At 68.6% G+C, this 23569-nt stretch carries 24 protein-coding genes and 1 tRNA gene; 16 read left to right on the top strand and 9 right to left on the bottom strand.

Annotation, left to right across the window (positions count from 1 at the left end; translation table 11 throughout):
• Nucleotides 1-3: 3 nt before the first annotated feature.
• From ACQPWU_RS48855 to ACQPWU_RS48835, 5 genes are read left to right on the top strand one after another with little or no spacing between them, the layout of a single operon-like run.
• Nucleotides 4-1614: an ABC transporter substrate-binding protein gene (locus tag ACQPWU_RS48855; protein ID WP_433433148.1), complete on the top strand. Its 1611-nt coding sequence runs from the start codon at nt 4-6 to the stop codon at nt 1612-1614.
• Between the two features lie 3 nt (nt 1615-1617).
• Entirely contained in the window at nt 1618-2634 is a 1017-nt protein-coding gene (locus ACQPWU_RS48850) for an ABC transporter permease (RefSeq protein WP_360698692.1), read from the top strand.
• Nucleotides 2631-3542: an ABC transporter permease gene (locus ACQPWU_RS48845; RefSeq protein WP_433433146.1), complete on the top strand. Its 912-nt coding sequence runs from the start codon at nt 2631-2633 to the stop codon at nt 3540-3542. Before ACQPWU_RS48850 ends, ACQPWU_RS48845 begins: the two co-directional genes overlap by 4 nt.
• On the top strand, nt 3539-4336 hold the full coding sequence (locus tag ACQPWU_RS48840; protein WP_433433145.1) for an ATP-binding cassette domain-containing protein: 798 nt from the start codon (nt 3539-3541) through the stop codon (nt 4334-4336). The genes ACQPWU_RS48845 and ACQPWU_RS48840 overlap by 4 nt, the downstream gene beginning before the upstream one ends.
• 2 nt (nt 4337-4338) lie before the next feature.
• Nucleotides 4339-5205, top strand: coding sequence for an ABC transporter ATP-binding protein (locus tag ACQPWU_RS48835; protein ID WP_433445493.1), 867 nt, complete (start codon nt 4339-4341; stop codon nt 5203-5205).
• Here the strand turns inward: ACQPWU_RS48835 and ACQPWU_RS48830 are convergent.
• Complete coding sequence (locus tag ACQPWU_RS48830) at nt 5202-5660, bottom strand: MarR family winged helix-turn-helix transcriptional regulator (RefSeq protein ID WP_433433143.1); 459 nt, start codon at nt 5658-5660, stop codon at nt 5202-5204. The genes ACQPWU_RS48835 and ACQPWU_RS48830 overlap by 4 nt on opposite strands.
• A gap of 75 nt (nt 5661-5735) precedes the next feature.
• Here ACQPWU_RS48830 and ACQPWU_RS48825 point away from each other — a divergent pair, with 75 nt between their 5' ends.
• Entirely contained in the window at nt 5736-7142 is a 1407-nt protein-coding gene (locus tag ACQPWU_RS48825) for an MFS transporter (RefSeq protein WP_433433142.1), read from the top strand.
• Here the strand turns inward: ACQPWU_RS48825 and ACQPWU_RS48820 are convergent.
• Nucleotides 7120-7476, bottom strand: coding sequence for a DUF742 domain-containing protein (locus ACQPWU_RS48820; RefSeq protein ID WP_433433140.1), 357 nt, complete (start codon nt 7474-7476; stop codon nt 7120-7122). The two genes, ACQPWU_RS48825 and ACQPWU_RS48820, sit on opposite strands and share 23 nt — an antisense overlap.
• Nucleotides 7469-9292 (bottom strand): sensor histidine kinase, encoded by a 1824-nt coding sequence (locus ACQPWU_RS48815; RefSeq protein ID WP_433445491.1) that lies wholly within the window; start codon nt 9290-9292, stop codon nt 7469-7471. Before ACQPWU_RS48815 ends, ACQPWU_RS48820 begins: the two co-directional genes overlap by 8 nt.
• 235 nt (nt 9293-9527) lie before the next feature.
• Between ACQPWU_RS48815 and ACQPWU_RS48810 the strand changes: the two genes are divergently transcribed.
• Complete coding sequence (locus ACQPWU_RS48810) at nt 9528-11087, top strand: ABC transporter substrate-binding protein (protein WP_433433138.1); 1560 nt, start codon at nt 9528-9530, stop codon at nt 11085-11087.
• Here ACQPWU_RS48810 and ACQPWU_RS48805 read toward each other — a convergent pair.
• Nucleotides 11063-11233 carry a hypothetical protein gene (locus ACQPWU_RS48805; protein ID WP_433433136.1) on the bottom strand — a complete coding sequence of 57 codons (171 nt, stop codon included), beginning with the start codon at nt 11231-11233 and terminating at the stop codon, nt 11063-11065. The two genes, ACQPWU_RS48810 and ACQPWU_RS48805, sit on opposite strands and share 25 nt — an antisense overlap.
• Before the next feature lie 104 nt (nt 11234-11337).
• Between ACQPWU_RS48805 and ACQPWU_RS48800 the strand changes: the two genes are divergently transcribed.
• Nucleotides 11338-11967 carry a hypothetical protein gene (locus ACQPWU_RS48800; RefSeq protein ID WP_433445489.1) on the top strand — a complete coding sequence of 210 codons (630 nt, stop codon included), beginning with the start codon at nt 11338-11340 and terminating at the stop codon, nt 11965-11967.
• A 1-nt stretch (nt 11968) separates the two neighbouring features.
• On the opposite strand, the gene ACQPWU_RS48795 is transcribed toward ACQPWU_RS48800, so the two are convergent.
• The gene (locus ACQPWU_RS48795; protein ID WP_433433134.1) at nt 11969-12301 is read right to left on the bottom strand and encodes a DUF4326 domain-containing protein; all 333 of its coding nucleotides are present in this window, start codon (nt 12299-12301) and stop codon (nt 11969-11971) included.
• A gap of 265 nt (nt 12302-12566) precedes the next feature.
• Here ACQPWU_RS48795 and ACQPWU_RS48790 point away from each other — a divergent pair, with 265 nt between their 5' ends.
• Together ACQPWU_RS48790 and ACQPWU_RS48785 are read left to right on the top strand one after the other, a co-directional pair.
• Nucleotides 12567-13361: an exodeoxyribonuclease III gene (locus ACQPWU_RS48790; protein WP_433433133.1), complete on the top strand. Its 795-nt coding sequence runs from the start codon at nt 12567-12569 to the stop codon at nt 13359-13361.
• 90 nt (nt 13362-13451) lie between these two features.
• Nucleotides 13452-13685, top strand: a complete 234-nt coding sequence (locus ACQPWU_RS48785) for a hypothetical protein (protein WP_360703212.1) — start codon at nt 13452-13454, stop codon at nt 13683-13685.
• Between the two features lie 60 nt (nt 13686-13745).
• Here the strand turns inward: ACQPWU_RS48785 and ACQPWU_RS48780 are convergent, their stop codons facing one another.
• Together ACQPWU_RS48780 and ACQPWU_RS48775 are read right to left on the bottom strand one after the other, a co-directional pair.
• Nucleotides 13746-14672 (bottom strand): cobalamin biosynthesis protein, encoded by a 927-nt coding sequence (locus ACQPWU_RS48780; RefSeq protein ID WP_433433131.1) that lies wholly within the window; start codon nt 14670-14672, stop codon nt 13746-13748.
• Nucleotides 14656-15441, bottom strand: a complete 786-nt coding sequence (locus ACQPWU_RS48775; protein ID WP_433433130.1) for an aminoglycoside phosphotransferase family protein — start codon at nt 15439-15441, stop codon at nt 14656-14658. The genes ACQPWU_RS48780 and ACQPWU_RS48775 overlap by 17 nt, the downstream gene beginning before the upstream one ends.
• Before the next feature lie 611 nt (nt 15442-16052).
• Between ACQPWU_RS48775 and ACQPWU_RS48770 the strand changes: the two genes are divergently transcribed.
• Nucleotides 16053-16126, top strand: a tRNA-Arg gene (locus tag ACQPWU_RS48770).
• Between the two features lie 74 nt (nt 16127-16200).
• Here ACQPWU_RS48770 and ACQPWU_RS48765 read toward each other — a convergent pair.
• On the bottom strand, nt 16201-17418 hold the full coding sequence (locus ACQPWU_RS48765; RefSeq protein ID WP_433433128.1) for a tyrosine-type recombinase/integrase: 1218 nt from the start codon (nt 17416-17418) through the stop codon (nt 16201-16203).
• A 418-nt stretch (nt 17419-17836) separates the two neighbouring features.
• On the bottom strand, nt 17837-18100 hold the full coding sequence (locus ACQPWU_RS48760) for a hypothetical protein (RefSeq protein WP_433433126.1): 264 nt from the start codon (nt 18098-18100) through the stop codon (nt 17837-17839).
• A 197-nt stretch (nt 18101-18297) separates the two neighbouring features.
• On the opposite strand from ACQPWU_RS48760, the gene ACQPWU_RS48755 reads away from it, so the two are divergent.
• The 5 genes from ACQPWU_RS48755 to ACQPWU_RS48735 all read left to right on the top strand — a co-directional run bounded on the left by ACQPWU_RS48755 (nt 18298) and on the right by ACQPWU_RS48735 (nt 23076).
• Nucleotides 18298-18963, top strand: coding sequence for a Crp/Fnr family transcriptional regulator (locus tag ACQPWU_RS48755; RefSeq protein WP_319709413.1), 666 nt, complete (start codon nt 18298-18300; stop codon nt 18961-18963).
• 101 nt (nt 18964-19064) lie between these two features.
• Nucleotides 19065-19880, top strand: a complete 816-nt coding sequence (locus ACQPWU_RS48750) for a hypothetical protein (RefSeq protein WP_364031791.1) — start codon at nt 19065-19067, stop codon at nt 19878-19880.
• Complete coding sequence (locus ACQPWU_RS48745; RefSeq protein WP_433433124.1) at nt 19873-21816, top strand: hypothetical protein; 1944 nt, start codon at nt 19873-19875, stop codon at nt 21814-21816. The genes ACQPWU_RS48750 and ACQPWU_RS48745 overlap by 8 nt, the downstream gene beginning before the upstream one ends.
• Nucleotides 21809-22570 carry a hypothetical protein gene (locus ACQPWU_RS48740; protein ID WP_433433122.1) on the top strand — a complete coding sequence of 254 codons (762 nt, stop codon included), beginning with the start codon at nt 21809-21811 and terminating at the stop codon, nt 22568-22570. The genes ACQPWU_RS48745 and ACQPWU_RS48740 overlap by 8 nt, the downstream gene beginning before the upstream one ends.
• Nucleotides 22567-23076, top strand: coding sequence for a Pycsar system effector family protein (locus ACQPWU_RS48735; RefSeq protein WP_433433121.1), 510 nt, complete (start codon nt 22567-22569; stop codon nt 23074-23076). The genes ACQPWU_RS48740 and ACQPWU_RS48735 overlap by 4 nt, the downstream gene beginning before the upstream one ends.
• Nucleotides 23077-23569 lie beyond the last annotated feature (493 nt).

Here is a 23569-nt window from a genome sequence, read left to right as displayed (position 1 = left end):
ACCATGCGCTGGCAGAAGCGTCTGCTCGTCGCCGGGGTCTCCGGTGCCTTGGCCTTGACCGCATCCGCGTGCGCGGGCGGCCAGGTGCGCGGCGCCGGAGGGACACCCGCGCCTGCCGCGAGCAGCGGAAATCAGACCGCGGCCGCGCAGGCCAACGACAGCACGTTCGTCTACGTGCCCAACCTGGACGTGGTCACCGACTGGGACCCGGCGACCTCGTACTCCAACGAGATCATGGCCATGCAGAACATCTACGAGGGCCTGACCAGGTACAACTCGCAGTCCCGCAAGGCCGAGCCGCGCCTGGCGACCGAGTGGAGCTCGGCTGACGACGGCAAGGAGTGGACGTTCAAGCTGCGCCAGGGCGTCAAGTTCCACTCCGGCGCCACGCTCGACGCCGAGGCGGCCAAGAAGGCCATCGAGCGGACGATGGAGAAGAAGGGCGGCGCGTCCTACATCTGGGACTCGGTCAAGAAGATCGACGCGGTGGACCCGTCCACGCTGAAGTTCACGCTCAAGTACGCCACACCGCTCGACCTGGTCGCCTCCTCCGCCTACGCGTCCTACATCTACGACGTGAACGCCGTGGACAAGGACGGCAAGTCGGACGCCGGCACGGGCCCGTACACGATCGACTCCTGGCAGAAGGGCAAGGAGACCGAGCTCACGCTGAAGGCGTACGACGCTTACTGGGGTGGCTGGAAGCCGGAGCAGTACAAGAAGGTCGCCTTCAGGGTCACCCCGGAGATCACCACGGCCTGGCAGCTCCTGCAGAAGGGCGAGGTGAACTTCGTCCAGCGCCTGAACCCGCAGCTCTTCGAGCAGGCCGGGACCACCCAGAACGTGCAGACGTCCTCGTCGCCGTCGTTCCAGAACCTGCTGCTGCTGTTCAACACGGCCACGGGTCCGATGAAGGACGTCAAGATCCGGCAGGCGCTCCAGTACGCGCTCGACTACGACGGCCTGACGGCGGCGCTGAAGGGCTCGGGCCAGAAGGCCAGCGGCCTGGTGCCGGAGGGACTGCTCGGCCACGTCAGTGGCATGGAGCCCAAGCAGGACCTCGCCAAGGCGCAGGAGCTGCTCGCCGAGGCCGGGTACGGCCCCGACAACCCCGAGCTCAAGCTCACGCTGACCTACGCCCAGGGCGATGACGACCAGAAGCTGCTGGTCACGCTGCTTAGCTCGGCGCTCAAGGGCATGAACGTGACGCTGCAGGCCAAGCCCATGTCGTGGGCCGCGCAGTGGGACCTGGGCAAGAAGAAGGGGCAGGACATCTTCATCATGTACTGGTATCCGGACTATCCGGACGCCTACTCCTGGTTCCTCAACGTGTTCAAGAGCGCGGACAAGCCGCAGTTCAACCTGTCGTACCTGAAGGACGCCGGCATCGACCAGGAGATCGACTCGCTGCCGCAGCTCACGGCCACCGACCAGCTCAAGGCCGACCAGGCCTACCAGGACCTGCAGAAGAAGATCATCCAGGAGCAGGCGGCGGTGGCGGTGCCGTACGTGCAGAAATACTCCCGCGCGCTCACGGCCGACGTCGAGGGATATGTGGACAATCCCGCCTATCCCAACGTCGTCTTCTTCTACGACCTCAAGCGCGCAAGCTGACTCATGCTGCGTTATCTGACCCGCCGCCTCGGCCAGGCCCTCCTGGTCGTGGCCGGCGTGGTCGTGCTCACGTTCGCCGTCATGCGGCTGGTGCCGGGGGATCCGGCGGTCGCGTTCGCGGGGCCGAAGGCCACGCCCGAGGAGCTCGCCGCTGCGCGCAAGCAGTTCGGGCTCGACGACTCGATCCCCGTGCAGCTCCTGAACTACGTGCGCGACCTGCTCTCGGGAGACTGGGGCGTCAGCCTGCACACCAGGCAACCGGTGCGCGACGACCTCTACCTCGCGTTTCCGGCCTCTCTTGAGCTGGTCGGTACGGCTCTGCTCATCGCGGTCGTCGTGGGCATCCCGGTCGGAGTGCTCGCCGCCCGCTACAAGACGAAATTTCCGGATATAGGGGTGCGGTTCGGCAGCATGCTGGCCGTCTCTGTGCCGGTCTTCTGGCTGGCCCTGGCCCTGCAGACGGTCTTCGCCAGCAACCTCGGCTGGTTCCCGATCGCGGGCGAGTACGACTCCAAACTCGACACCACCAGCCCGCTCAGCCTCTGGACGAACATCACCGTCGTCGACGCCCTCATCACCGGCAACTGGCCCATCTTCACCAGCACGCTCCAGCACCTGGTGCTGCCCGCGCTGGTCGTGGCCGCGTACCCGACGGGGGTGATCGCCCAGATGACCAGGGCGGCGCTCATCGAGGAGTCCGGCCAGGACCACTCCAGACTGGAACGCGCGCTCGGCTTCGGCGAGACGTCCATCCTGACCAGATTCGCCCTGAGACCTGCGCTGAACCCGGTCCTGTCGCTGATCGCCCTGGTCTTCGCCTACGCCATCGTCAACGGGTTCCTCGTCGAGGCCGTGTTCAACTGGCCGGGCCTGGGCCGCTACGCCGCCGACTCGATCCGCTCGCTGGACACCCCGGCCATCGCGGGCGTCACCCTGCTGGTGGCCCTGGTGTACGTGCTGGCCAACCTGGTCGTGGACATCCTCCAGGGCTTCGTCGACCCGCGAACGAGGGCCCGATGACCGAAGCTCCCCTGCGCCGCACCCTGCCCAGGATCCCCGACCGGTTCGCCGCGCTCGGCGCGGTGCTCATCGTGCTGGTCGTCCTGGCCGCGATCTTCGCGCCCTGGCTGGCGCCGTACCCTGTGGACCAGCTGAAGCCGCTGGAGGGCCTGCAGCCGCCGAGCGGCGCGCACTGGTTCGGGACCGACCAGGTGGGCAGAGACGTGCTCACGAGGATCCTGTACGGCGGCCGCACCTCGCTGTTCATCGCGGTCGCGGTGCTGGCCGTGTCGTCGGTGGTCGGCGTCACGCTCGGCGTGGTCGCCGGGTACGCGGGCGGCTGGATCCGAGACGTGATCATGCGAATCACGGACGTGTTCCTGGCCTTCCCCGCGCTGCTGCTCTCCCTGGCCCTGGCCGTGGTGCTCCAGCCCAGCGTGAACACGGTCATCCTGGCCATCGCGGTGACGTGGTGGCCCTGGTACACCCGGCTGGCCGCCTCCGTGGCCGCCTCGATCGCCACCCGCAGCTACGTGGACGCCGCCAGATGCCTCGGGGTGCCGGCGCCGCTGATCGTGCTCAGGCACGTGCTGCCGAACTCGCTCACCCCCGTCCTGGTCCAGCTCTCCCTGGATGCGGGTGGCGTGATCCTGACCTCGGCGGCGCTGTCGTACCTGGGGCTGGGCGCCCAGGAGCCGACGGCGGAGTGGGGCCTGATGGTGCAGCAGGGGCAGACGCTCTTCACCACGAACTGGTGGGTGGTCACGTTCCCCGGGCTCGCCATCCTGGTGACGGCGTTCGCGTTCAACGTGCTGGGGGAAGGGCTGCGCAACGCGCTCGACCACCGGAGCGGAGGAGCTCGGCAGGAGAGAGCGAAGCCAACGAGTGCCGAAGCGGCCGCGACCATGAGCACGAGGGCGGTCAAATGATCGAGGTGCGTGACCTCCAGGTGCGCTACGGCGGGCGCGTCGTGGCCGACGTGCCCGAGCTGGACGTGAGCCAGGGGGAGTGCGTCGCGATCGTGGGGGAGAGCGGCTCGGGCAAGTCGACCACGCTGCTCTCGCTGCTCGGCCTCACCCCAGATGCCGAAATTTCGGGCCATGTACGGGTGTGCGGCGTCGACGTTCTCACGGCCTCGCCACGCCGGCTCCGCGAGATCCGGGGCGCGAGAGTGGCGCTGGTCATGCAGTCGCCCCAGGCCGCCCTCAGCCCCGCCACCCGCCTCGGCGTCCTGATGCGCCGCGCACTCAAGCTCCACGGCGTGGGCAAGGCTCCCGGCTCCGTCCCATCCCCTTCCGCCCGTGCAGTCGCGCGGGGCGGGAAGGGACGCCTGGACGAGATCATGGCGGAGGCCGTGGAGGCGGTCATGCTCGACCGCGAGATCCTGCGCCGCTACCCCCACGAGATCTCCGGCGGCCAGGCGCAGCGCTTCGCCATCGCGCTGGCCATCGCCCTGGGCGCCGAGGTGATCCTGGCCGACGAGCCCACGAGCGCCCTCGACGTGACCGTACAGGCCGAGGTGGTCGGCGTCCTGCGCAGGCTGAGGGAGGAGCGCGGGCTGGCACTGCTGCTCGTCTCCCACGACCTGGCCCTGGTCTCGACGATCGCCGACCGGGTGCTGGTCATGAAGGACGGCGAGGTGGTGGAGTCGGGCCCCGCCGCGAAGGTGCTGGCCGAGCCGTCCCATCCGTACACGCGCGAGCTGCTGGAGGCGCTGCCGTGACCATGCTCAGGGCCGAGCGGGTGACACTCGGGTACGACCGCCGCCCGGTCGTGCACGACGTGACCCTGGACATCACCGAGGGCGGCGTCGGCCTGATAGGGGAGAGCGGCTCGGGCAAGACGACCCTGGCGCGCGCGTTCCTGGGCCTCCTCACCCCTCTGGCCGGAAATATCTGGTACGGCGACCAAACCATGAAAAAGGTGGACATGCGGAAGTTCCGCAAAGACGTCCAGCCCGTCTTCCAGGCCGAGGCCCTCGACCCCAGGATGCGCATCGGCACCTCCGTCGCGGAGGCGCTCCCGAGAAGCGCCAGGTCCCGGGTGAAGGAGCTGCTCGAACAGGTCGGCCTGGACCCCGACGTGGCCGCCCGCAGGCCTCACCAGCTCTCCGGCGGCCAGCGCCAGCGCGTGGTCATCGCCAGGGCCCTGGCCGTGGATCCCCGCCTGCTCATCCTGGACGAGCCCACCAGCGCGCTCGACGTCACCGTCCAGGCCAGGATCCTCGACCTGCTGGCCTCTCTGGACACCGAGCGCCTGCTCATCACCCACAACCTCGCCGTCGTGGACCGGCTCTGCCGCACCTCGCACGTGCTCTTCGCGGGCCGCGTGGTGGAGTCGGGCCCCACGAGCGACCTTCTGGCGAAGCCGGCCCACCCCTACACGCGTGCCCTGCGCGACGCCGTGCCGAAGCTGGGCGGCCCCCCGCCCGAGGCCAAGGGCAGGACGGAGGCGGTGCCCGCGCAGACCGGATGCCCCTTCAGGCTGCGCTGCCCGCTGGCCGCGCCGGAATGCGAGCAGCCGCCCGCACTCAGGGACATAGGAGGCCGTCAGGTCGCCTGCCACCGCGCGGAGGACGTACTCCGCGCTTAAATGAGGCCCCGCAGGTGTGAGCAGAGGTCGTCCGAGAGCTTCCCCATCAATCTGGACAGTTCCGTACGATCCGCCTCCGGCCAGTCGGCGAGCGCGCCCTCGAACCACTCGCTGGTCACCCTGCGGCATCTGCTCGCGACCTCGGCCCCCTCCTCGGTGAGCGCGATGCGCCAGGCCCTGCCGTCGTCGGGGTCGCGTACGCGCTCCACCAGCTTGCGCTGCTCGAGCGAGGCGACGTGCCTGGTCACGTGGGGGCTCTCCACCTGCAGACCCGCGGCGATCGCGCCGATCCTGTGCGGCTCGCCCGCGTCCAGCAGGTGGACGAGGATCTGAACGTCCGGCCGGTCTAGCCGGACGCCGGCGGCCTCGGTCAGCCGCTCGTGCGTCTTGGCGCGGTTGAGCGTGGTTACCAATGTGCGGAACGCCACAACCGTCCTGTTGAGATCTTCGTCCATCCCTATTTGCTTACCTAACTTACGTATGTATCATCATTGCTCGTTACTTACCTAAGTTATCTAAAGGAGCCTCACATGGCGACAGTGGTAGCGTCCGCGGCACGCGAGACGTCCACCAGGAACCCATGGCCCGCGGTGGTCGCGCTGGCCTTCGCCGCCTCCATCGCCGCGCTGCAGAACACCGCGGTGGTCCCGTTGCTTCCCGTGCTGCAGAGGGAGCTGCACGCCTCGCTCCCTGCCGTGTCCTGGACGCTCACACTGAGCCTCCTGGTCGCGGCGGTCGCCACGCCGTTGTTGTCGCGCTTCGGCGACATGTACGGCAGGCGCCCCATGATCCTCGGCGCACTGGCCCTGCTGGTGGTCGGCTCGGTCATGGCCGCGCTGGCGACCTCGTTGCCCTGGTTGATGGTGGCGAGGGTGCTGCAGGGATCCGTGGCGGCGCTGGTGCCGCTCTCCATCGGTGTGGCACGCGACGTGCTGCCCCGGGAGCAGCTCGCGACCGGCATCGGGGTGATCAGCGCGACGATGGGGTTCGGGAGCGGCGGCGGGATGATCCTGGCCGGGCTCTCGTCCGGTGACTTCCACATGGTCTTCTGGATCACGGCCGGCATCTCCCTGGTGGCCGTCGCGATCGTGGCCTTCCTCGTACGCGACGGCGCCCCGGCCGGCAAGGGACGCCCCGACCTGATCGGCGCCGCTCTGCTGGCCGCCTGGCTGGTCGCGCTCCTGCTGGCCATCAGCGAGGGCGGCTCGTGGGGCTGGACCTCGCCGGGCGTGCTCGCGCTGTTCGCCGCCGCGGTGGCACTGGCGGCCGTCTGGGTGCTGGTCGAGCGCAGGGTTGCCGAGCCGCTGGTGGAGATGGCGATGCTGGTGCAGAGAGGCACGATCGGTGCGACGGTGGCCTCGATGCTGCTCGGGTTCTCGTTCTTCACCCTCATGACTGGCATATCCAGCTTCGCCCAGGTGCCCGAGAAGACCGGCTACGGCTTCGGCGCGTCCACCCTGGAGGTCGGTTTCTACCTGCTCCCGAGCACCGTCTTCATGCTGGTGATCTCGCTGTTCGCCGGGCGTTTCATGCGCCGCTTCCAGGCCTCGTCGATGGTGGCGGCGGGATCGGCGGTCACCGGGCTGGCCGCGCTCTGGCTGGTGGTCGAGCACAGCAGCCCCGCGCACCTGTACGTGGCGGCCTCGCTGATGGGCATCGGGCTGGGCATCGGCTACGCGGCGCTGGGCACCATGGCCGTCGAGCATGTCGACCCGGCCAAGACGGCCCTCGCGGCCGGTGTGAACGCGCTCGTCCGCATCGTCGGCGGCAGCACGGCGGGCGCCGCCATCGCCGCCATCCTGGCCGCCCAGCCGGGCGTGGGCGGCTACCAGCGGGTCTTCGGGGCCGCCGCCCTGGCAAGCGTCGTGGCCACGGTCTTCGCGGCCGTGTACGGGCGCCTCAACCGCAGGGCGGTCACAGCGCCTTCAACCCGCTGATCACCTCGAGCAGCACCTTCGCGTCGGGGGCGGGTGGCGGGAGCTCGACCTGCACGAGCTGTTGCGCGTGCAGGTCGCCGACCAGCACCCTGACCACGCCGATGGGCAGGTTCAGCTCGGCCGCGACGTCCACGAGCCTGGTCGGCTTGGTGCACTTCTGCAGGATGATCAGATGTTCGGGGCCAAGCCCCACCGGCGGCGTCAGGCCGCCGGCGGTGATGATCACCGCGATGAGGTCGATGGCCTCGCTCGCGGGGACCGTACGGCCCCTGGTCAGCAGGTAGGCCGGGACGATAGGACCGGCGTCCTCGTCCAGCCAGCGTTCGTCATTCACTGCGCACCACCCGCATGGGTCGAGCGGGCTCTGTCACGTGGGTCTCCGGTTCTGGCTCGGCCACGTGTTCTTCCGGGATCAACACGATCGCGGTGGTCCCTCCATATGGTGAACCGCGTAACGTCACGCGGATGTCATGCCTGGCGGCCAGGCGGGAGACGACGAAAAGGCCGAGCCGGTCGCTGTCGGCCAGGTCGAACTCCGGTGGGCTGGCCAGCCGCTCGTTGAAGTCGGCCAGCACCTCTGCGCTCATCCCGAGCCCACGGTCCTCGACCTCGAAGACGAAGCCGCGGGCCGCCACCTCGCCGCGCACGATGACCGAAGTGTGCACGGGCGAGTAGACGGTGGCGTTCTCGATGAGCTCGGCGATCAGGTGGATCACGTCGCCCACCACAGGTCCGGCCAGGCGCTGGCCGGACATGGGCTCGACGGTGACCCGCTGGTAGTCCTCCACCTCGGCCGCCGCGCCGCGGGCCACGTCGAGCATCGGCACCGGCCTGCTCCAGCCGCGGCCGGGGGTGGCGCCCGAGAGGATGATCAGGCCCTCGGCGTGGCGGCGCATGCGGGTCGTCAGGTGGTCGAGCTTGAACAGGTCGTCCAGCGCGTCGGGGTCGGTCGCCCGGTGCTGCATGTCCTGCAGCTGGATGCGCTGGCGGTGCAGCAGCGTCTGGCTGCGCCTGGCCAGGTTGCGGAACACGTGCCCGACGCCCTCGCTGAGCTGTGCCTGGCCGACCGCGGCCTCGACGGCGGTCTGCTGGACGGTGGAGAACGCCTGCCCCACGTCGTCGATCTCGACCGTGGTGCTCGCCACGGACAGCTCCGGCACCTCGACCGTCTCGCCCTTGCGCAGCTTGGCCACCACGCGGGGGAGGCTCTCCTGGGCCACCTCCAGCGCGGCCATCCGCAGTGCGCCCAGCTCCTTCGACAGCCGGTTGCCCATGCGCAGCGAGAACCCGATCGACAGGATCACCAACCCCAGCGCCGTACCGGCCAGCAGGAGAGCCCTGGACAGCACCTGGTCGGCGATCGGGTCGGCCCGCCCGTTCAGCACCGTGCTGGCCTGCATCTGCGCGTCCTGGAACGACTTCGCCAGCCCGTCCGTGGTGCTGAGCCAGCCCCGCGGCGCCTGCCCGGCGATGATCTGGTCCTCCATCATCCGCATCCGCTGGTAGGTGGGGGAGGTGATCAGTGCCACCTGGGTGTCGCGCAGGCTCGGGTCGAGCTCGCCGAGCGCCTGGTCGACCAGGAAGCGCCGGTTGCCGGCCAGCTGGGTGAACAGCCTGCGCTCCGCGGCCGTGGTCGGCCCGAACGCGACGGCCTGCTCCCTGGTGAGCAACTCCTTGGCGTACCCCATGTCGATGACCACGCGCGACTGCTCGTAGATCGGGATGTCGTCGATCATCGCGACCCGCTTGTGCAGCCCGAACAGGGTGTCGATGATCCCGCTGTACGCCTCCACGGTGTGCAGACGGTCAGACAGGCTCGTGTCGATCTCTCCTCTGATCGCGTCGAGCCTGTCGAGCTGCGTGTTCACCGCGTCCACCTGTGTGCGGATCTCTTCCGATCGGTCCTTGGATTTGCTGGAGAGCTGCTTGAACTCGTCTCTGGCGGCGTCGGTACTAGTACGCTGCGCGATCACGGCCGACTTGTTCTCCGACTTGCGCAGGAGCTTGGCCGAGACGAGACGTTCACGCTGAATCTCGCTGATCAGTTTGTACGCGGGAAGGCGGAGGTTCGTCCAGAGTGTCTTATATTGACGCAGCTCCAAGCTCTCAGTGGCGGTGACGGCGGTGATGACCCCCCACAACACCACCATGGAGGTCAGGGGCACCAGTAGTAGTCCGATGATCTTCATACGGATCGTTCGGCTACGACCCATGGCACCTCACTCCGGTCGGTCCCCTGCTGGCAACCCCGGACGGGACAAGCCCCGAGGATAGCAATTCGATCACCAGAATGCCCAATTTTTCGGGACTTTTGGACACCTGGGCACCGATCCTATCGATCTTGGAGTAGGTTTCCCGAGTACATCGCTAGCAAAGGGAGATGCGTTGCGCCGTCGTCTCGCAGCGGCCGCCGCGCTGATGCTCCTCGCGGCCTGCTCGACGCCCGCCGAGCCGCCGCAGGCCCCTGCGGGGGTGTCCTCGTTCGTCTACGTCAAGAATCTGGACATCGTCACCGAATGGGACCCGAGCAAGTCCTACTCCAGCGAGATCGTCGCCTTTCAGAACGTCTATGAGACGCTCACCTTCTGGAACCCCGTCACCAAGAAGTCCAGCCCCCGGCTGGCCACGTCGTGGCGCTCCTCACCCGACGGCCGGACGTGGACCTTCAACCTCCGCGCCGGGGTGACCTTCCACACCGGCAGGCGGCTGGACGCCGCGGCGGTCAAGGCCTCGATCGAGCGCACCATGAAGTCCAAGACGGGCGCCTCCTACATCTGGGACGCCGTCTCTTCCATCAGGGTCGACGACCCGGCCACGGTGACGTTCGCGCTGAAGTACCCCGTCCCTCTGGACCTGGTTGCCTCATCCACGTACGCGGCCTATATATACGACACGCAGGCGGCGCCCGACCTCGGGAAGTTCTTCGCGGCCGGCAGGGACGCCGGCTCGGGGCCGTACACGGTGACGAAGTGGCAGAAGGGCAAGGAGGACGAGCTCACGCTCAGCGCGTACGACAAGTACTGGAGAGGATGGGACGGGCCGCACTACAACACGGTCAAGTTCCGCGTCGTGCCCGATCCCGACCGGGCGTGGCGGCTGCTGCAGCGCGGTGAGGTGAGCTTCGTGCCGCGGCTCAACCCGCGCCTGTTCGCCGTGGCCTCGTCCGAGCCGGGCGTGCGCACGTCGCAGCGGTCGTCGTTCCAGACGGCGATGCTCCTGTTCAACACCGCGAGCGGACCGATGCGCGACGTGCGCGTACGCCGCGCGGTCCAGAAGGCCGTCGACTACCGGGGCCTGATCAGGGACCTGAAGGGCGCCGTCACCCCGGCCAGCGGCATCGTCCCCGAGGGGCTGATGGGTCATGTGCCCGGCCGCGTGCCCCGGCAGGACCTGGCGGGCGCGGCCCGGCTGCTGACCAGGGCGGGGTACGGCCCGGGCGGCCGGCCGCTGCGGCTGACGATGACGTACGGGGAGGGCGACACGGACTGGCACCTGCTCGCCACCAAGCTCGCGTACGCCCTCAAACCGCTCAACGTCACGATCGACGCCCGGCCGATGCCGTGGAACGCCCAGTGGGAGCTGGGCAAGAAGCGCGGCCAGGACATTTTCGTCATGTACTGGTGGCCCGACTACGCCGACGGCTACTCGTGGTTCGGGAACGTCTTCCACAGCGAGAACCCGCCGGCCTTCAACCTGACCTACCTGCGCGACCACAGCCTGGACGCGCTGCTCGACACCGTGCCCGAGCTGACCGTGACCGACAAGGCGGCGGCGCAGCGGGCGTACGAGCAGGCCACGAAACGGGTGCTCGACCAGCGGGTGGCCGCCGCGATGCCGTGGGTGGTCAACTACCAGCGGGCCTACCAGGGGGCCGTGCAGGGCTACGACGACAACCCGGCCTACCCTGACGTGGTCTTCGTCTACGACCTGCTGCCCTCGGGCTGATCCACCTGATCCACGCGCTCCCTCAGGCGCGCCCGGATCTCCTCGGGGGTGTAGGCGCGGCGGCGGCGCTCGGCGCGCGCGATCACCACTCCCGTGGCGGCCACCCCCATGAGTCCCGCCAGACCGAGCATCTTCCACCAGCGCATGTTGCCTAGGCTAACCCCGTCCGCCGCACTTCCGCGGCTCCCTTTGGCAGGATGGTCGAGAGGCGCGGGAACGGGCGGTTCTGCAGCGAAGGGATAGCGGTGTGCTGACTCTCGACGAGGCCGTCAAGGTGACGAGGACCGGCGATCTGTGGATCTTCCGCGGACGCTCGGTGCCCGACCGCGCCATCCAGACGATGACCAACAGCCCGGTCAACCACGTCGGCATGGCCATCGTGATCGAGGACCTCCCGCCGATGATGTGGCACGCCGAGCTGGGCAAGTCGCTGCTGGACCTGTGGGCGGGCACCCACCATCGCGGGGTGCAGCTGCACGACCTGCGCGACGCGGTCACCACGTGGGCCGACCGCTACGGCCAGCGGGCCTGGCTGCGCCAGCTCGAGCCGGAGGCGACGCAGGAGATGGAGGACGCGGCCCTGCGCACGGTGGCCCGGCTCGACGGCACCCCGTTCCCCTCCACCGCCCGCCTGGCCGGCCGCTGGGCCAAGGGCCGCATCCCGCGGCTGCGCCGCCGCCTCAAGGAGGAGACGCTGGAGAGCGCGTACTGCGCCGAGGTGGTGGCCGTCACGTACGAGACGATGGGCCTGCTGCCCAGCGGCCGGCGGCCCAACTGGTACGACCCGGGCAAGTTCTGGAGCGGCGACGACCTCGAGCTGCTCATGGGGCACAGGCTCGGCAACGAGATCACCGTGGGCGTGGCGCGCAGCCGGCCCTGATTCAGGGCGCCTGCCCCGCGACGACGGCCAGCAGCGCGTCGGCGTGGCATTCCTGGTCGGGGTCGCACCAGCAGGCGAGGTCCTTGCCGCGGAGCTCGCCGCGGGCCCGCTCGACCAGCTCGGGGTGGTCTTGCAGGTAGGCCCGATACAGCGGGATCACCTGAGAGCGCACGTGGACCTGCCCGCCGCAGACCCGGCAGCCCTTGGGAGACAGGCTGTGCGGGTTGGCGAACGGGCTGCGCTTGTGACCGGGGAACTCGCGTCCCACGTATACAGCGCCCTCGGGCACGCGACCGTGGAACCGATCACCTTTGACCTTGACACGGCGTGGCATATGGCACCCTCCCCGTGACCATTATGCTCGGGGCAGGATGGATCTCCGCGTGCTGGGCCCGGATGAAGAGGTTGATCTCGGGCGTTCTGGCTGCCTTCCGTCGGCCCAGGATGCGGCGTAACGGCGCCCAGCCCCGCACACCACACGACCGTCTCCCTGGACAGGGCCCGGCCACGTGCGGTGGGTGGGCCGGCCGTGCTCCGCCGTAAAAGATGAAGGACGGGAGAGCCGCGCCTAAAAACTGAAAAAGGGGCAGGGTGGGGGTATGCGGCTTGGGACGTGGAACGTCAACTCCGTCAAGGCACGCCTGCCCCGCCTCCTCGAGTGGCTGGCCGAGGCGAAGCCCGACATCGTCTGCCTTCAGGAGACCAAGTGCCCGGCGGAGGCGTTCCCGATGGCGGAGGTGGGCGAGCTGGGCTACGCCGCCGCGGCCCACGGCGACGGGCGGTGGAACGGCGTCGCCCTGCTGTCCAAGGTCGGCCTCGACGACGTGACGCTCAGTTTCCCGGGCGAGCCGGGGTTCGGGGAGCTCGATGGGGTGGGCGCGGCCACGCCCGAGGCCCGGGCGATCGGCGCGACCTGCGCCGGTATGCGCGTGTGGTCCCTGTACGCGCCGAACGGCCGCACCGTGGACTCCCCGCACTACGCGTACAAGCTCGACTGGTTCGCCGCCCTGCGGGACGCGCTGGCGGCCGAGATGACCATGCCGCTGGTGGCGTGCGGCGACTACAACGTGGCGCCCACGGACGCCGACGTGTGGGACCCCGCGCTCTTCGCCGGCTCCACCCACGTCACCCCGGCCGAGCGCCGGGCCCTCGCCGAGCTGCGTGCCCTGGGCCTGCATGACGTGGTGCCGACGCCGATGAAGGGCCCGCACCCGTTCACGTACTGGGATTACCGGGCCGGGATGTTCCACCAGAACATGGGGATGCGCATCGACCTGGTCTACGCGAGCGCGGACGTCGCCGGGCGGGTGCGGTCGGCGTACGTCGACCGGGAGGCCCGCAAAGGGAAAGGCCCGTCCGATCACGCGCCGATCGTGGTTGATCTCGGACCATAATTCCAATTACAAACCGCTGTCGGCCGAGTATCCTGAGTGCTCTAAAAGTTTCGGGGGCGTGAGTTACTTCAAGGCCACAGGGGGATCTCCGTGGAACCTGCAGACGGTCGCATCATCTTATTCATCATCATCGCGTTCGCCGTGTTCGCCCTCGGCCGCCGGTTCCAGAACATGATCATTATGCGTCAGGTCTGGAAGCAGAGCGCCAAGCAGGTCGTCGCCAGGAAGGAGGTTGCGAACCACGCCGCCAAGTCGATGATCGGGATCACTTTGGTCGCGATATTCGTCGTCTGGCTGGTGCTCAATCTCAACCGCGTCATGTGAAAAGCCTTCAATAGCTGATTACTGCGCAATTGCGCTGCGGTCCGCAATCTTACCGACGACCTATTTGTGGCGATTTCGTAGGGCCCAGGCTGTCAGCACGGCCGCCCCGGCGGCGGCCAGGCTGACCGCGCGTGTCAGGCGTACGGCCCGGCGGATGTCCTTGACGCCAGGCTCGGGCCCGTCACCCATGGTGGGGCGGTGCTCGGTCCTGCCCTGGTAGACGTTCGTGCCGCCAAGGGTGACGCCGAGCGCGCCGGCGAAGGCCGCCTCGCACCTGCCCGCGTTCGGGCTGGGGTGCCGATGGCCGTCCCTCCTGAGCACGGCCAGGGCTCGGCCCGGGCTCGGGCCGGTCAGGATGGTGAGCAGGCCCGTCACCCTGGCCGGTACGTAGTTCGCGACGTCGTCCAGCCTCGCCGCCGCCCAGCCGAACCGCTCGTATCGGGGCGAACGGTGGCCGATCATGGCGTCGAGCGTGTTGATCGCCCGATATGCCAGCAGCCCCGGCACGCCCGCCACCGCGCCCCAGAAGAGCGGGGCCACGACGGCGTCGGAGGTGTTCTCGGCCAGCGACTCGACCGTGGCCCTGGCCAGTTCCTTGGCCTCGAGGTGCGAGGGGTCGCGGCCGCACAGGTGGGGGAGCCTGGCCCTGGCCCGCTCCAGATCGTCGCGTTCGAGGGCGTCGGCCAGGTACTCGCCCTCACGGGCGAGCGTGGTGCCGCCGAGCACGGCCCAGGTGGCGGCGGCTGTTACGGCCGTACGTGCGTGGGGGACCCGTTGCGCGAGAACCCCGAGCGCGGCCGCACCCCCCACGCATACAGCGACATGTACGACTCCGTGCGCCTTCTTATCCGCGTACAGGGATTTTTCAATCGTCGCGGCGGTACGACCGAAGACGGCGACCGGGTGGGCGGGGCTCTGCGGGTCGGCGAACAGTTGGTCGAGGGCCACCCCGAGGGCGAGCCCCAGCGGGTCACACCAGATGCGCATGGAGCTCGTCTTCGTTCTTGTCCAGCCAGGCGGCCGCGCGGCGGATGCGCTCGCCCGCGCCGCCCGCCCACATCTTCGCCCAGTTGCCACTCGACGAGGCGCGGGTGCGCATGACGGTGTAGGAGCGGTGGAAGCGCAGCCTGGCCAGGTCGAGGAGGCGGCGGCGGTCGCGGGGCGGCACGCCGTACGCGTCGCAGAACAGCCGCAGGCGGGCGCCCACGTCGAGGTCGCGGAGGAGCGGGTGCCGGTCGACGGGGTCGGCGATGGGTGCCCAGTGGCGGAGCGTGGTGACGATGTCGAAGAGCCTGGTCGTCGGGCGGGCCAGGTCGAAGTCGATCAGCGCGCGGGGCTGGTGCCCGCTGCCAAATATCACGTTATCTGGCGTTAAATCACAGTGTCCGATGACTTCTGGCGCTTTGTCATCATTTGACCCGTACGCCCACCCCTCGGCCGTCAGCGGGAACCCAACGGTCGCATCGTGATATCCCCGCACCAGCACCGCGAGCCCAGCCAGCGCCTCATCGGTCACGCTCTCGAGCCGCAGCCCCGTCGTACCCGGCACATAGGTGAGGATCTCGCGCCCGAGCCGGTCCATCCCCACCACCCGCGGCGCTCCTTCGAACCCCGCGGCCTCGAGGTGCCGGAGCAGGGCGTGCACGGCGGGTGTCGACGTACTGGCCGGTCTCCGTACGGTGTCTCCGACCCGCACCACCCCGTCAGTCACGTCCCCGCCCTGCAGGGGAATCTCATGCAGGAGCGTCGCGACCATGCCACGAGAGCTTAGACCCTTTTGCCCCGCCCCCGCCCGACCTTTTCACGGCTCGGCACCCCTCTAACGTGGACTCCCCTGACTGGGCATGCACGACGCCCACGAGACCGACCACGCCATCCACCACCACGCCCGCTCCGGACTCGCGGCCTCACTGCCGGCGCGGCTCTGATCGTCCACGGCCTCCTGGACGCCGCCGCGTACCAGACGGACACCTCCTTGGCGGTGGCCGTGGCGATAGGAGTGATCGCTCACGACTTCACGGACGGCTTCAACACGTACACGGTCACGTCCCTGTACGGCAACGCCCGCCACCGCCCCCTCAGCCCCCTGCTCCTGGATGCCTGGCCCCCGTGGCAGACCCTGACGACCCTCGTCACCATCCCAGACGGCTTCCTGGGCGCCTACCTGGGCCTTTTCTCCGGTTCCTCCTCTACCTGGCGACCTCCGGTATCCTTCCTGAGGCCCACATACCCAGACGCGCCACCGGCTGGACCCTCGCGGCGACGGTCCTGGGGACGCTGGTCGTGTGGGGTGTGATCGGCCTGACAGACTGACACGTGGAAAACGTGTGCGTGACAAGTCGCCGGATCATGCACAATAAGGCGGGAGCGCCCTTAGCTCAGCTGGATAGAGCACCGGACTTCTAATCCGACGGTCGCAGGTTCGAATCCTGCAGGGCGCGCTTCTCCACCTGGGCAAACTCAGGCCACGCCCGTGCGCTGGGGCAGCATGGGGCAAATGTGGGGCAAAGCTGAGTCAGCCGCCCAGCGGCCGCCCCAGCGCGGACGCGGCGTTCAGCACCAGCCTGGCCGTTTCCCCGGCGGCTTGGTGGGCCACCTCCGGTAGCACCGAGACGTAGGTGTCGGCGGTGAGCACAATGCTGGCGTGCCCGAGCATGGCCTGCACCACCTTCAGATCGGTGCGCGCGGCCAGCGCGAGTGTGGCGGCGCCGTGTCGCAGGTCGTGCAGCCGGATGGGCGGTTGTCCGGAGGTCGTCACCAGTCGGCGGAACCGGCCGGTGAGGTAGTCCGGCCGCAGAGCCGCACCCGTCGCGGTGGTGAACACGTACCCGGAGTCCTGCCAGCGTGTGCCCGCCGTCGCGCTCAGCTCCTTTTGGCGCTCGCGGTGCCGTCTCAGCACCCGCACGGTCTCCGCGTCCAGGGCCACCACCCGGCAGCTGGCGGTGCTATTTGGCGGGCCGACCACGACGTGACCATCGGCGTGCACCCGCTGCTGCGCCATTGTCAGCTCCGCGGCCTGCAGGTCGACGTCCGTCCAGCGTAGCCCGGCCAGCTCACCGCGGCGCAGGCCGCGTAGCGCGGCCAGCCACCAGGCGGCGTACAGGCGGTCCTGCGCGACGCCGGTCAGGAAGGCCGCGAGCTGTTGTTCGGTCCAGACCGCCACCGCCGGACGTTCTGCTGTTTGCTGCCACCGGGCGGTCCGTCCGGCGGTCCAGACGACCGGATGTGGTCGTCGGGGATGGGGGAGTTCGGCTCCGTTGGCCGGGTTGATGGGGATCAGCCGGGCGCGAACCGCCGCGTTCAGCGCGGTCCGCAAGGTGGCGTGGATCCGCACCACGGTGGCGGGTGACAGCTGGCGGCCGGTCGGCAAGGGACGGGACGCCAGCGTCGCGAGCAGTCCGTTGACATCGCGAGAGGTGAGTTGGTGGAGCAGTATCCGTCCCAGCTGCGGGATGAGGTAGAGGCGGATATGGGTGGCATAGCCCTGCCGGGTCGACGGACGCAGGGCGTCCTTGGTGGCCAGCCAGCGTGCCAGCCACTGTCCAAGGGTGCATGCGGTCCCTGCGCCGTCATGGTCGGCAGCGGCCAGGGCTTGGCCTGCCGCTTGCGCTTCTTCGGGGTCGGCGTAACCGCCCTTGCGGACGCGCTGCCGCTGCCCGTCCAGGCCGCGCACCTGCACCGCGAAATACCAGCTGCCATGGTCGTCATCTATTGGCAGACGCGGACACGTCATCCCTCGCTGGCGTCCTGTTTCCGCATCGACGCAGCCGCATCGCCTGCTGACCTGCACACGAGTCTTCGGCATCTGTCCCACCTCAACCTCTCACGGTGGGCGACGACAGACGCGCCAGCCAGGGCCCGCACTCGATAGGGGATGACCTCAGGGCAAGTGCCCAGGGTGCGGGGAACTCAGGTTGAGCCGGGCGCTGGCCCTCACCCCTGGTCGTCCCGAGCCGTCAGATGGAATTCTGACCTCCGCTCTAGCGATAAGACTGGCGATCACGTGCCGCCTCCGCCACCATGGGAGGCCGCTCTCAACGCGTCATCTTCCCAGTCCGAGCAGAAGGAAGATTGCGATGCAGCCACCGATTCCTACTCCTGATCAGATCGGCACTGTCGACCTGGCGTCCTAAGCCGTCTTTCCCGGCCCATCAGACCTGGATTAGGACGAATACGGCGTCTGGGCCGTCACAGCCGGCGACGAGGAGCAGTACGCCCTGTACTTCGAAGTCGCTGACGCCGCCCACCTCTCCCGGCAGGTCGCCGAGTTCATCGTCGAGGCGGTGCGAGCACACGCCTCCCGGTTGCGGGACCGCCGCCCTCGCGATCTGCTCGTCACCCCAGGAGAAGCCCGTACCATAGGTCGGCCAATCCGAGGAGCCAACCAGCTTCTTGTAGAGCTCGAAGAAGCCCATGTTGCCGCGACTTGTAGTAGTACAGAAATCATTGCCGTCCGACCGTGTAACGCAGGTTCGGGGGCGACCACTTGTCGTCTGCCGGGGGAGTGCCCGGATGGTCGACTCCGTAATCCCCGTAGCTGACGTCGTCTCATAGCCGGCTGATGCTCCGCCTGAGGCTTGATGGAGTTCACGAGCCCAGGTATACGGAGAAGATGGCCAACGTTGAGTCACCCGTCCGAGGGCTCGGCGGCGCATTACCCATGCCGGCGTGGGAGGGGCTGATCAGGGCTGGCGCGGCTCGGTCCTACGCCGTCGGAGACGTCCTGGTACGGCAGGGTGAGACGGGCGCGTTCGTACTGTGCCTCACCGCAGGCAAGATCAAGGTCACCCGCAGCGAGCCGGATGGATCCGAGGTGCTTCTGGCCGTACGCGGGCCCGGGGAGGTGGTCGGCGTGATCGCAGCCATCGACGGCGGCAGGCGCTCGGCCACGGTGACAGCCCTGCAACCTTGCGTCGCCTACGCACTTCCCGCCGCCCGATTTCGCGCGATCCTGGAGGGCCACCGGCTCACCGACCAGCTCGTCCGCCACGTCGTCGAACGCCTCAGGGAAGGCGAGGACCTCCGCAGCGAGCTGGCGCAGCTCTCCGCCCAGCGCCGCGTCGCGGCGATGCTGCTCCGCTTCGCGGCTTGCGACACTTCATCGAGACAGGTGATCGAGATCAGCCAGAGCGAGTTGGCAGGCGCTGCTGGGATGTCCCGCGCGGCGGTCGCGGCCGAGCTGTCGGCGCTGCGCAGGGCGGGACTGGTCGTCACTGGCCGCCGTCGCCTCGAACTCCTGGACCTCGCCGGCCTCCGGCGGATCCTTCTGGAGGGTTGACGGAAATCTGCGCTCTGTGTCCAGGTCTGGACAGTTCGCTCGCCCGACCTCCACGACCATGAGCAGCAGGAGCAGCACGTGGGGAGAGCGAGGAGAGAGACATGCAAGGAGCCATCCCGACCCAGCTGTTGCCGCCCTACCGGGCGCTGCTGGCTGTGGACATCGTCAAGTTCAGCGCCGCCAAGGGGGTGTTCTTGGGAGACCTGCACGAGCTGGTGCCTGAGGTCCTGGAACGTGCCATGAACCTGTCCGGTCTGCAGGAGGTATGGGACGCGCGCCGCTTCCCCGACAGCGCGGGAGACGACTACATCTTCGGCACCGACCCGGCGTGGTTGCCGCTGCTCGTAAGCCCGCTGTTGGCGAACCTGCAGACCGTGCTCGAAGAGGTGGATCACCGACTGGCCGCGCGCGACCGCGACCTCCGTCTGCGCCTGCGGGCCGCGCTCCACGTCGGCCCGGTCCCGGACTCCGGCGACCTGGTACGCGACCGCATCAGCGAGCCGACCGTCACCACGTTCCGGCTCCTGAACTCAACCCCGATCAACGACGTGCTGAAGCGCTCTCATCCGGACGTCACCCAGACCGCGGCCGTGCTTTCCCAGCGGGTGTTCGACGACATCATCCGGCCCGGGTACACGACGTTGCATCCCAGCGAGCTCACCTCCGCGACGGCCGAGGTGCCCGGCAAAGACTTCGCCGAGCCCGCTTGGCTGTACGTTCCGCGCCCCTCCTGGCAAGCCCGGACCCAGGACCGGCCCGCCGTTCCCGCCGCGGAGGCGGAGAAGGCCGGTGGCTCGCCGCTGGCGGTCTTCCAAGCCCCCGTCGGCCAGAGCAACACCGCGCATTACATGCAGGTGAGCCAGACGCTTCCCACCGACTTCTTCGGCCGCGAGTCCAAGGGAGACCGCAGTGAGTGAGACAACGGCAGCAGCAGTGTTTCAGGCTCCCGTCACGACCGCGTACGTCGCGGATCGCATCTACACGAGCAGCTCGATGATCCGGTCCATCGCGCTCGACCAGGAAGAGATCAAACGGCAGCGGGCGATGTTCGTGCCGACAGCCGGCATGGAGGCTCTCACCGAGCGTCTCAAGACGTATGGAGTCGTCGCGCTGGTGGGACCCAAGGGGAGCGGCAGGCGGATCACCGCGATCAACCTGCTGGCCGGGCTCGGCCTCCAGCCGCGCGAAGTCCCTCTCGACGAGGACGACGCGGGGGAACTCCTCGGACCGCCGGATATGGGCTACATCGTCCATGCCGACGACCTGGCCGGCAGTTCCAAGCCGCTGCAGGCGTGCATCGGATCGGCGCGCGAGCGAAGGCTGCCGATCGTCATCCGGGTGACCGCCGACGTCTGGCGGCGCGTCGCCCTCGACGGGGTTCCTGAGCTCCCCATCGTCTCCGCCCCTGCCATCGACATCTTCGGCAAGCATCTAACGGTCTCCCTGGGTGAAACCGAAGCCGGCGGCTGGAGCGCCCACCCGAAAATCAAGGAGTGCCTGTCGCCAGCCGGTCCTCGTGACGCCGTACGACTCGCCAGGCTGGCCGCGGAGGCCATGTCCAAGGCAGGCCACTTCAGCGAGCACCTGGTGGACGAGGTGCTCGGCGCCTACACCAACTGGGAAGCCGAACTGGAGCACATCTTCTCCACCGTGCCAGGCGAAAAGGAGGACGAGGAAGGCAGGACGCGAGCACTCCGGCTGGCCGCCGCGGTGCTGGAGGGAAGCACGTCGTCGTCGGTCTTCACCGCGGCCAGGATGCTCTCTGAAATCCTCGAGCTCCGCCCGGAGGCCGGACACGGACTGGTTGGGCCCAGCACGAAAAAACGCCTGGAATCCATCTCCGCCGGCTACGACCATGGCCGTGTCGTGTTCTCACGAACGGCGTTCGGCGCCTCGACCCTCGATTTCGTCTGGAGCCACTGGCCGCAGCTGCACAAGGATCTTCAGGACTGGTTCGGCAAGCTCGCGCAGCAGCTGCCGGACGACGGAGCGCTGATCGCTGAGCAGGTGGCGGACCTCGCCATCCGTCAGCGTCATTTCGCCATGCTGAACACGCTGGCGACCGGATACCTGGACGGGACGGCGACCTTTGGCCTCGGGGTCGCCCTTCTCACACGGGCGGCGTTGAGCGACGAACTCGGCCGCGCCGCTCGCCGTACGCTCTATCAGTGGTCCCGGCAGTCCCCGCCACGGCGTCCCGCCGCAGTAGTAGCCACCTGCACCGGCCCGCTGGCCGAAGCGTTCCCTCGCGTGGCGCTGACCCGGCTCAAGCACGTCTCGCTCACCGACGTCATCGACATCAGGAAGAACCTGGTGGACGGCCTGGCAGGCCTGGCGACGAACCTGCGACTCCGCCGAGAGCTCATTGACGAACTCGTACGCTGGCTCGACCGATCCGAGCCGGAATCGCGACGAAGCGTCGCAGCCGAAGCCCTACTCAAGGTCCTGCTGCTGCAGGATCCCGACGGCCGGCTCCTGCTACTCGAGCACGTCGACCTGGGGTGGGAGCCGGCTCTGGCGGTGGCCTGGAGGTCACTGCTGCGAAGCCCCCTTCCCGAGGCGGAGATACGATCGGGTGTCTCCCACTGGCTGGAAGCGGCCGCCCAGGCAAAGGCGCCTCTTTCCACGGTGGTAACCGTGCTCGGGGCGGTTCCCAGTAGCGCGGTCGAGGAGAGCCTCCTGGTCATCGCCGTCTTCAAGTGGGCACGCGAAACTTCGGACGAGGCGGAGCCCCCACGCCAGCACGTTTTCCACCAGGTCATCGACGCCGTCCTTGCGAGGAGCGGAACCTCGACCAGGGAGTCGATCGACCTCGCGCTCCAGATGGAGCAGGAGGCGCAGGTCGGTGATTAGGGACTTCCTGCAACAACTGCTGGGAGCCAGAGCGAGCCATTCGAACGAGTACATATACCGCACGCGGCTCCCCAGCGAGCTCGATGGTGCCTGCTTCGACGCGACCATCGAGGTCCACGGTCAGCTCGATCACCAACAGCCCGCTCAGGAGGCCCAGGTCTACCGAAAGTTGGAGAGCCATGCCCGCGTCGTCAGCAGCAAGCTGTCCGTCCTCGATCTGGACAGGGCCGCTGCTGAGATCACCATCGAGCTGAACCGCGAATCGGTCGTCGCCATGCCCGACCTGCACGTCCGGCTCGATCGGGTCCAGGCGCGGGTCAGCGCCGGCGCAAGCGCTATGGAGACGGCACGATCGCTCCAGGAGGCCGTCCAGAAGACGACGCTCGCCCGGATGGAGTACCGGGAGCAGGCCCGGCGGCTCGGCTTCTTACGAGATCACTTCCTGGCGAGCCCCGCCATGGCTCGCATGTGGTGGGTGGGCGAAGACCCCAGCCGCCTGGCCGACCTTGCTGCCATGTCCACCAGCGGCAAGGCCGACCCCTTCGAGACCGCAGTAAGACTCCTCGAAGAGGCCGCCGATGCGGGTTCGGCCCGCAACGAGGCCGCCGCGATCATCGAAGCCTTCGTTCGCGGGTTGACCCCGGAGGCGAGAAAGTACCTCATCTCGCAACTCGCCCAGGTTTTCACCAACTACGAGCGGCCGGAATTGGCCGAGCGACTGCTGTCCACCGCCCGACTCAACGGGGCATCATGACCGGCGACCCGCCCGCGCACGCGGCCACGATCCTGGAACATGCCAGGGAAGAACTCAGCCGTGCCGACGTCAAGGCCGGAATCCTCCTGACGGTGAATGGCGTCGGCGTCGGCGCGGTGCTGAACAAGCTCACCGCCGGCGGCGACCCCGCCGCCGCGAACAGGTTCCTCGCGATCCTCTGGTGGGGTGCAGTTCTTACGGTCGTGGTCAGCTCAGGCTTCCTGATCGCGGCGATCAAACCCCGAGCCTCCCGCCGACGCGGGCCGTTCGGCGCCCGGATCGCCTATTTCGCCGATGTCCGCAGCCTATCCGGTCCCGGCGAGCTCTCGACGGTGTTGCGGCGGCGCCAGGATGACTGGCTGGATGCGCTCGCGGACCAGATCTGGCACGTCAGCCGACTGTGCCAGGTCAAGTACGGACACCTCAACAGAGGCCTGTGGCTGATGACGTCCGGTTGGGCGGTGTTCATGGCCGTGTCCGTCATCGGCTCCGCGATCTCCCGCTGAGCTCCCAAGCACACCTCCGCCCGCTCAGTCGCGCACGTCCGCGACTTCGCCGACTGGCTCAAACCCCACGCGCGGCTGACGGCCGTGCGGGACTTCACCGATATGTTGCGCGCCGACCTGGAGAACTGACCGGCAGCACGGACGTGACGACTGTCCCGGTTTCGACCAGCACACCTCCCGTCCAGGCCCTCGTGGACGATCCTCGGCCTGGACGCGCTATCACCTGCCTGACCTTGACGCGGTGCTGCGGCTGCGTCACACCCCGGCAACAACGCGATCGCCAGGCATTTGCACGCCGCTGTGACCGTCACCCGCTGGCTCGCCACGCACGGCTTTCCCACGATCATGCCCTGCCCGTACGCCAGCCGGTCAGGGCGGATGGCTGGCATGCCACCGCCCGGCATTATGTCCCTCACACCGAAGGCACAACGCCCACGCCGGAAGGCCTCGGCCTGACCATGCGTGCCCTGCACGCTCTGCCGCGACCGCCGAT

Origin of the sequence: Nonomuraea sp. CA-141351, from assembly GCF_050944675.1 — a bacterium.
Classification (GTDB): domain Bacteria; phylum Actinomycetota; class Actinomycetes; order Streptosporangiales; family Streptosporangiaceae; genus Nonomuraea.
Note: the sequence above shows the minus strand (reverse complement) of the source record. Positions and strands in the feature narration are given on the sequence as shown.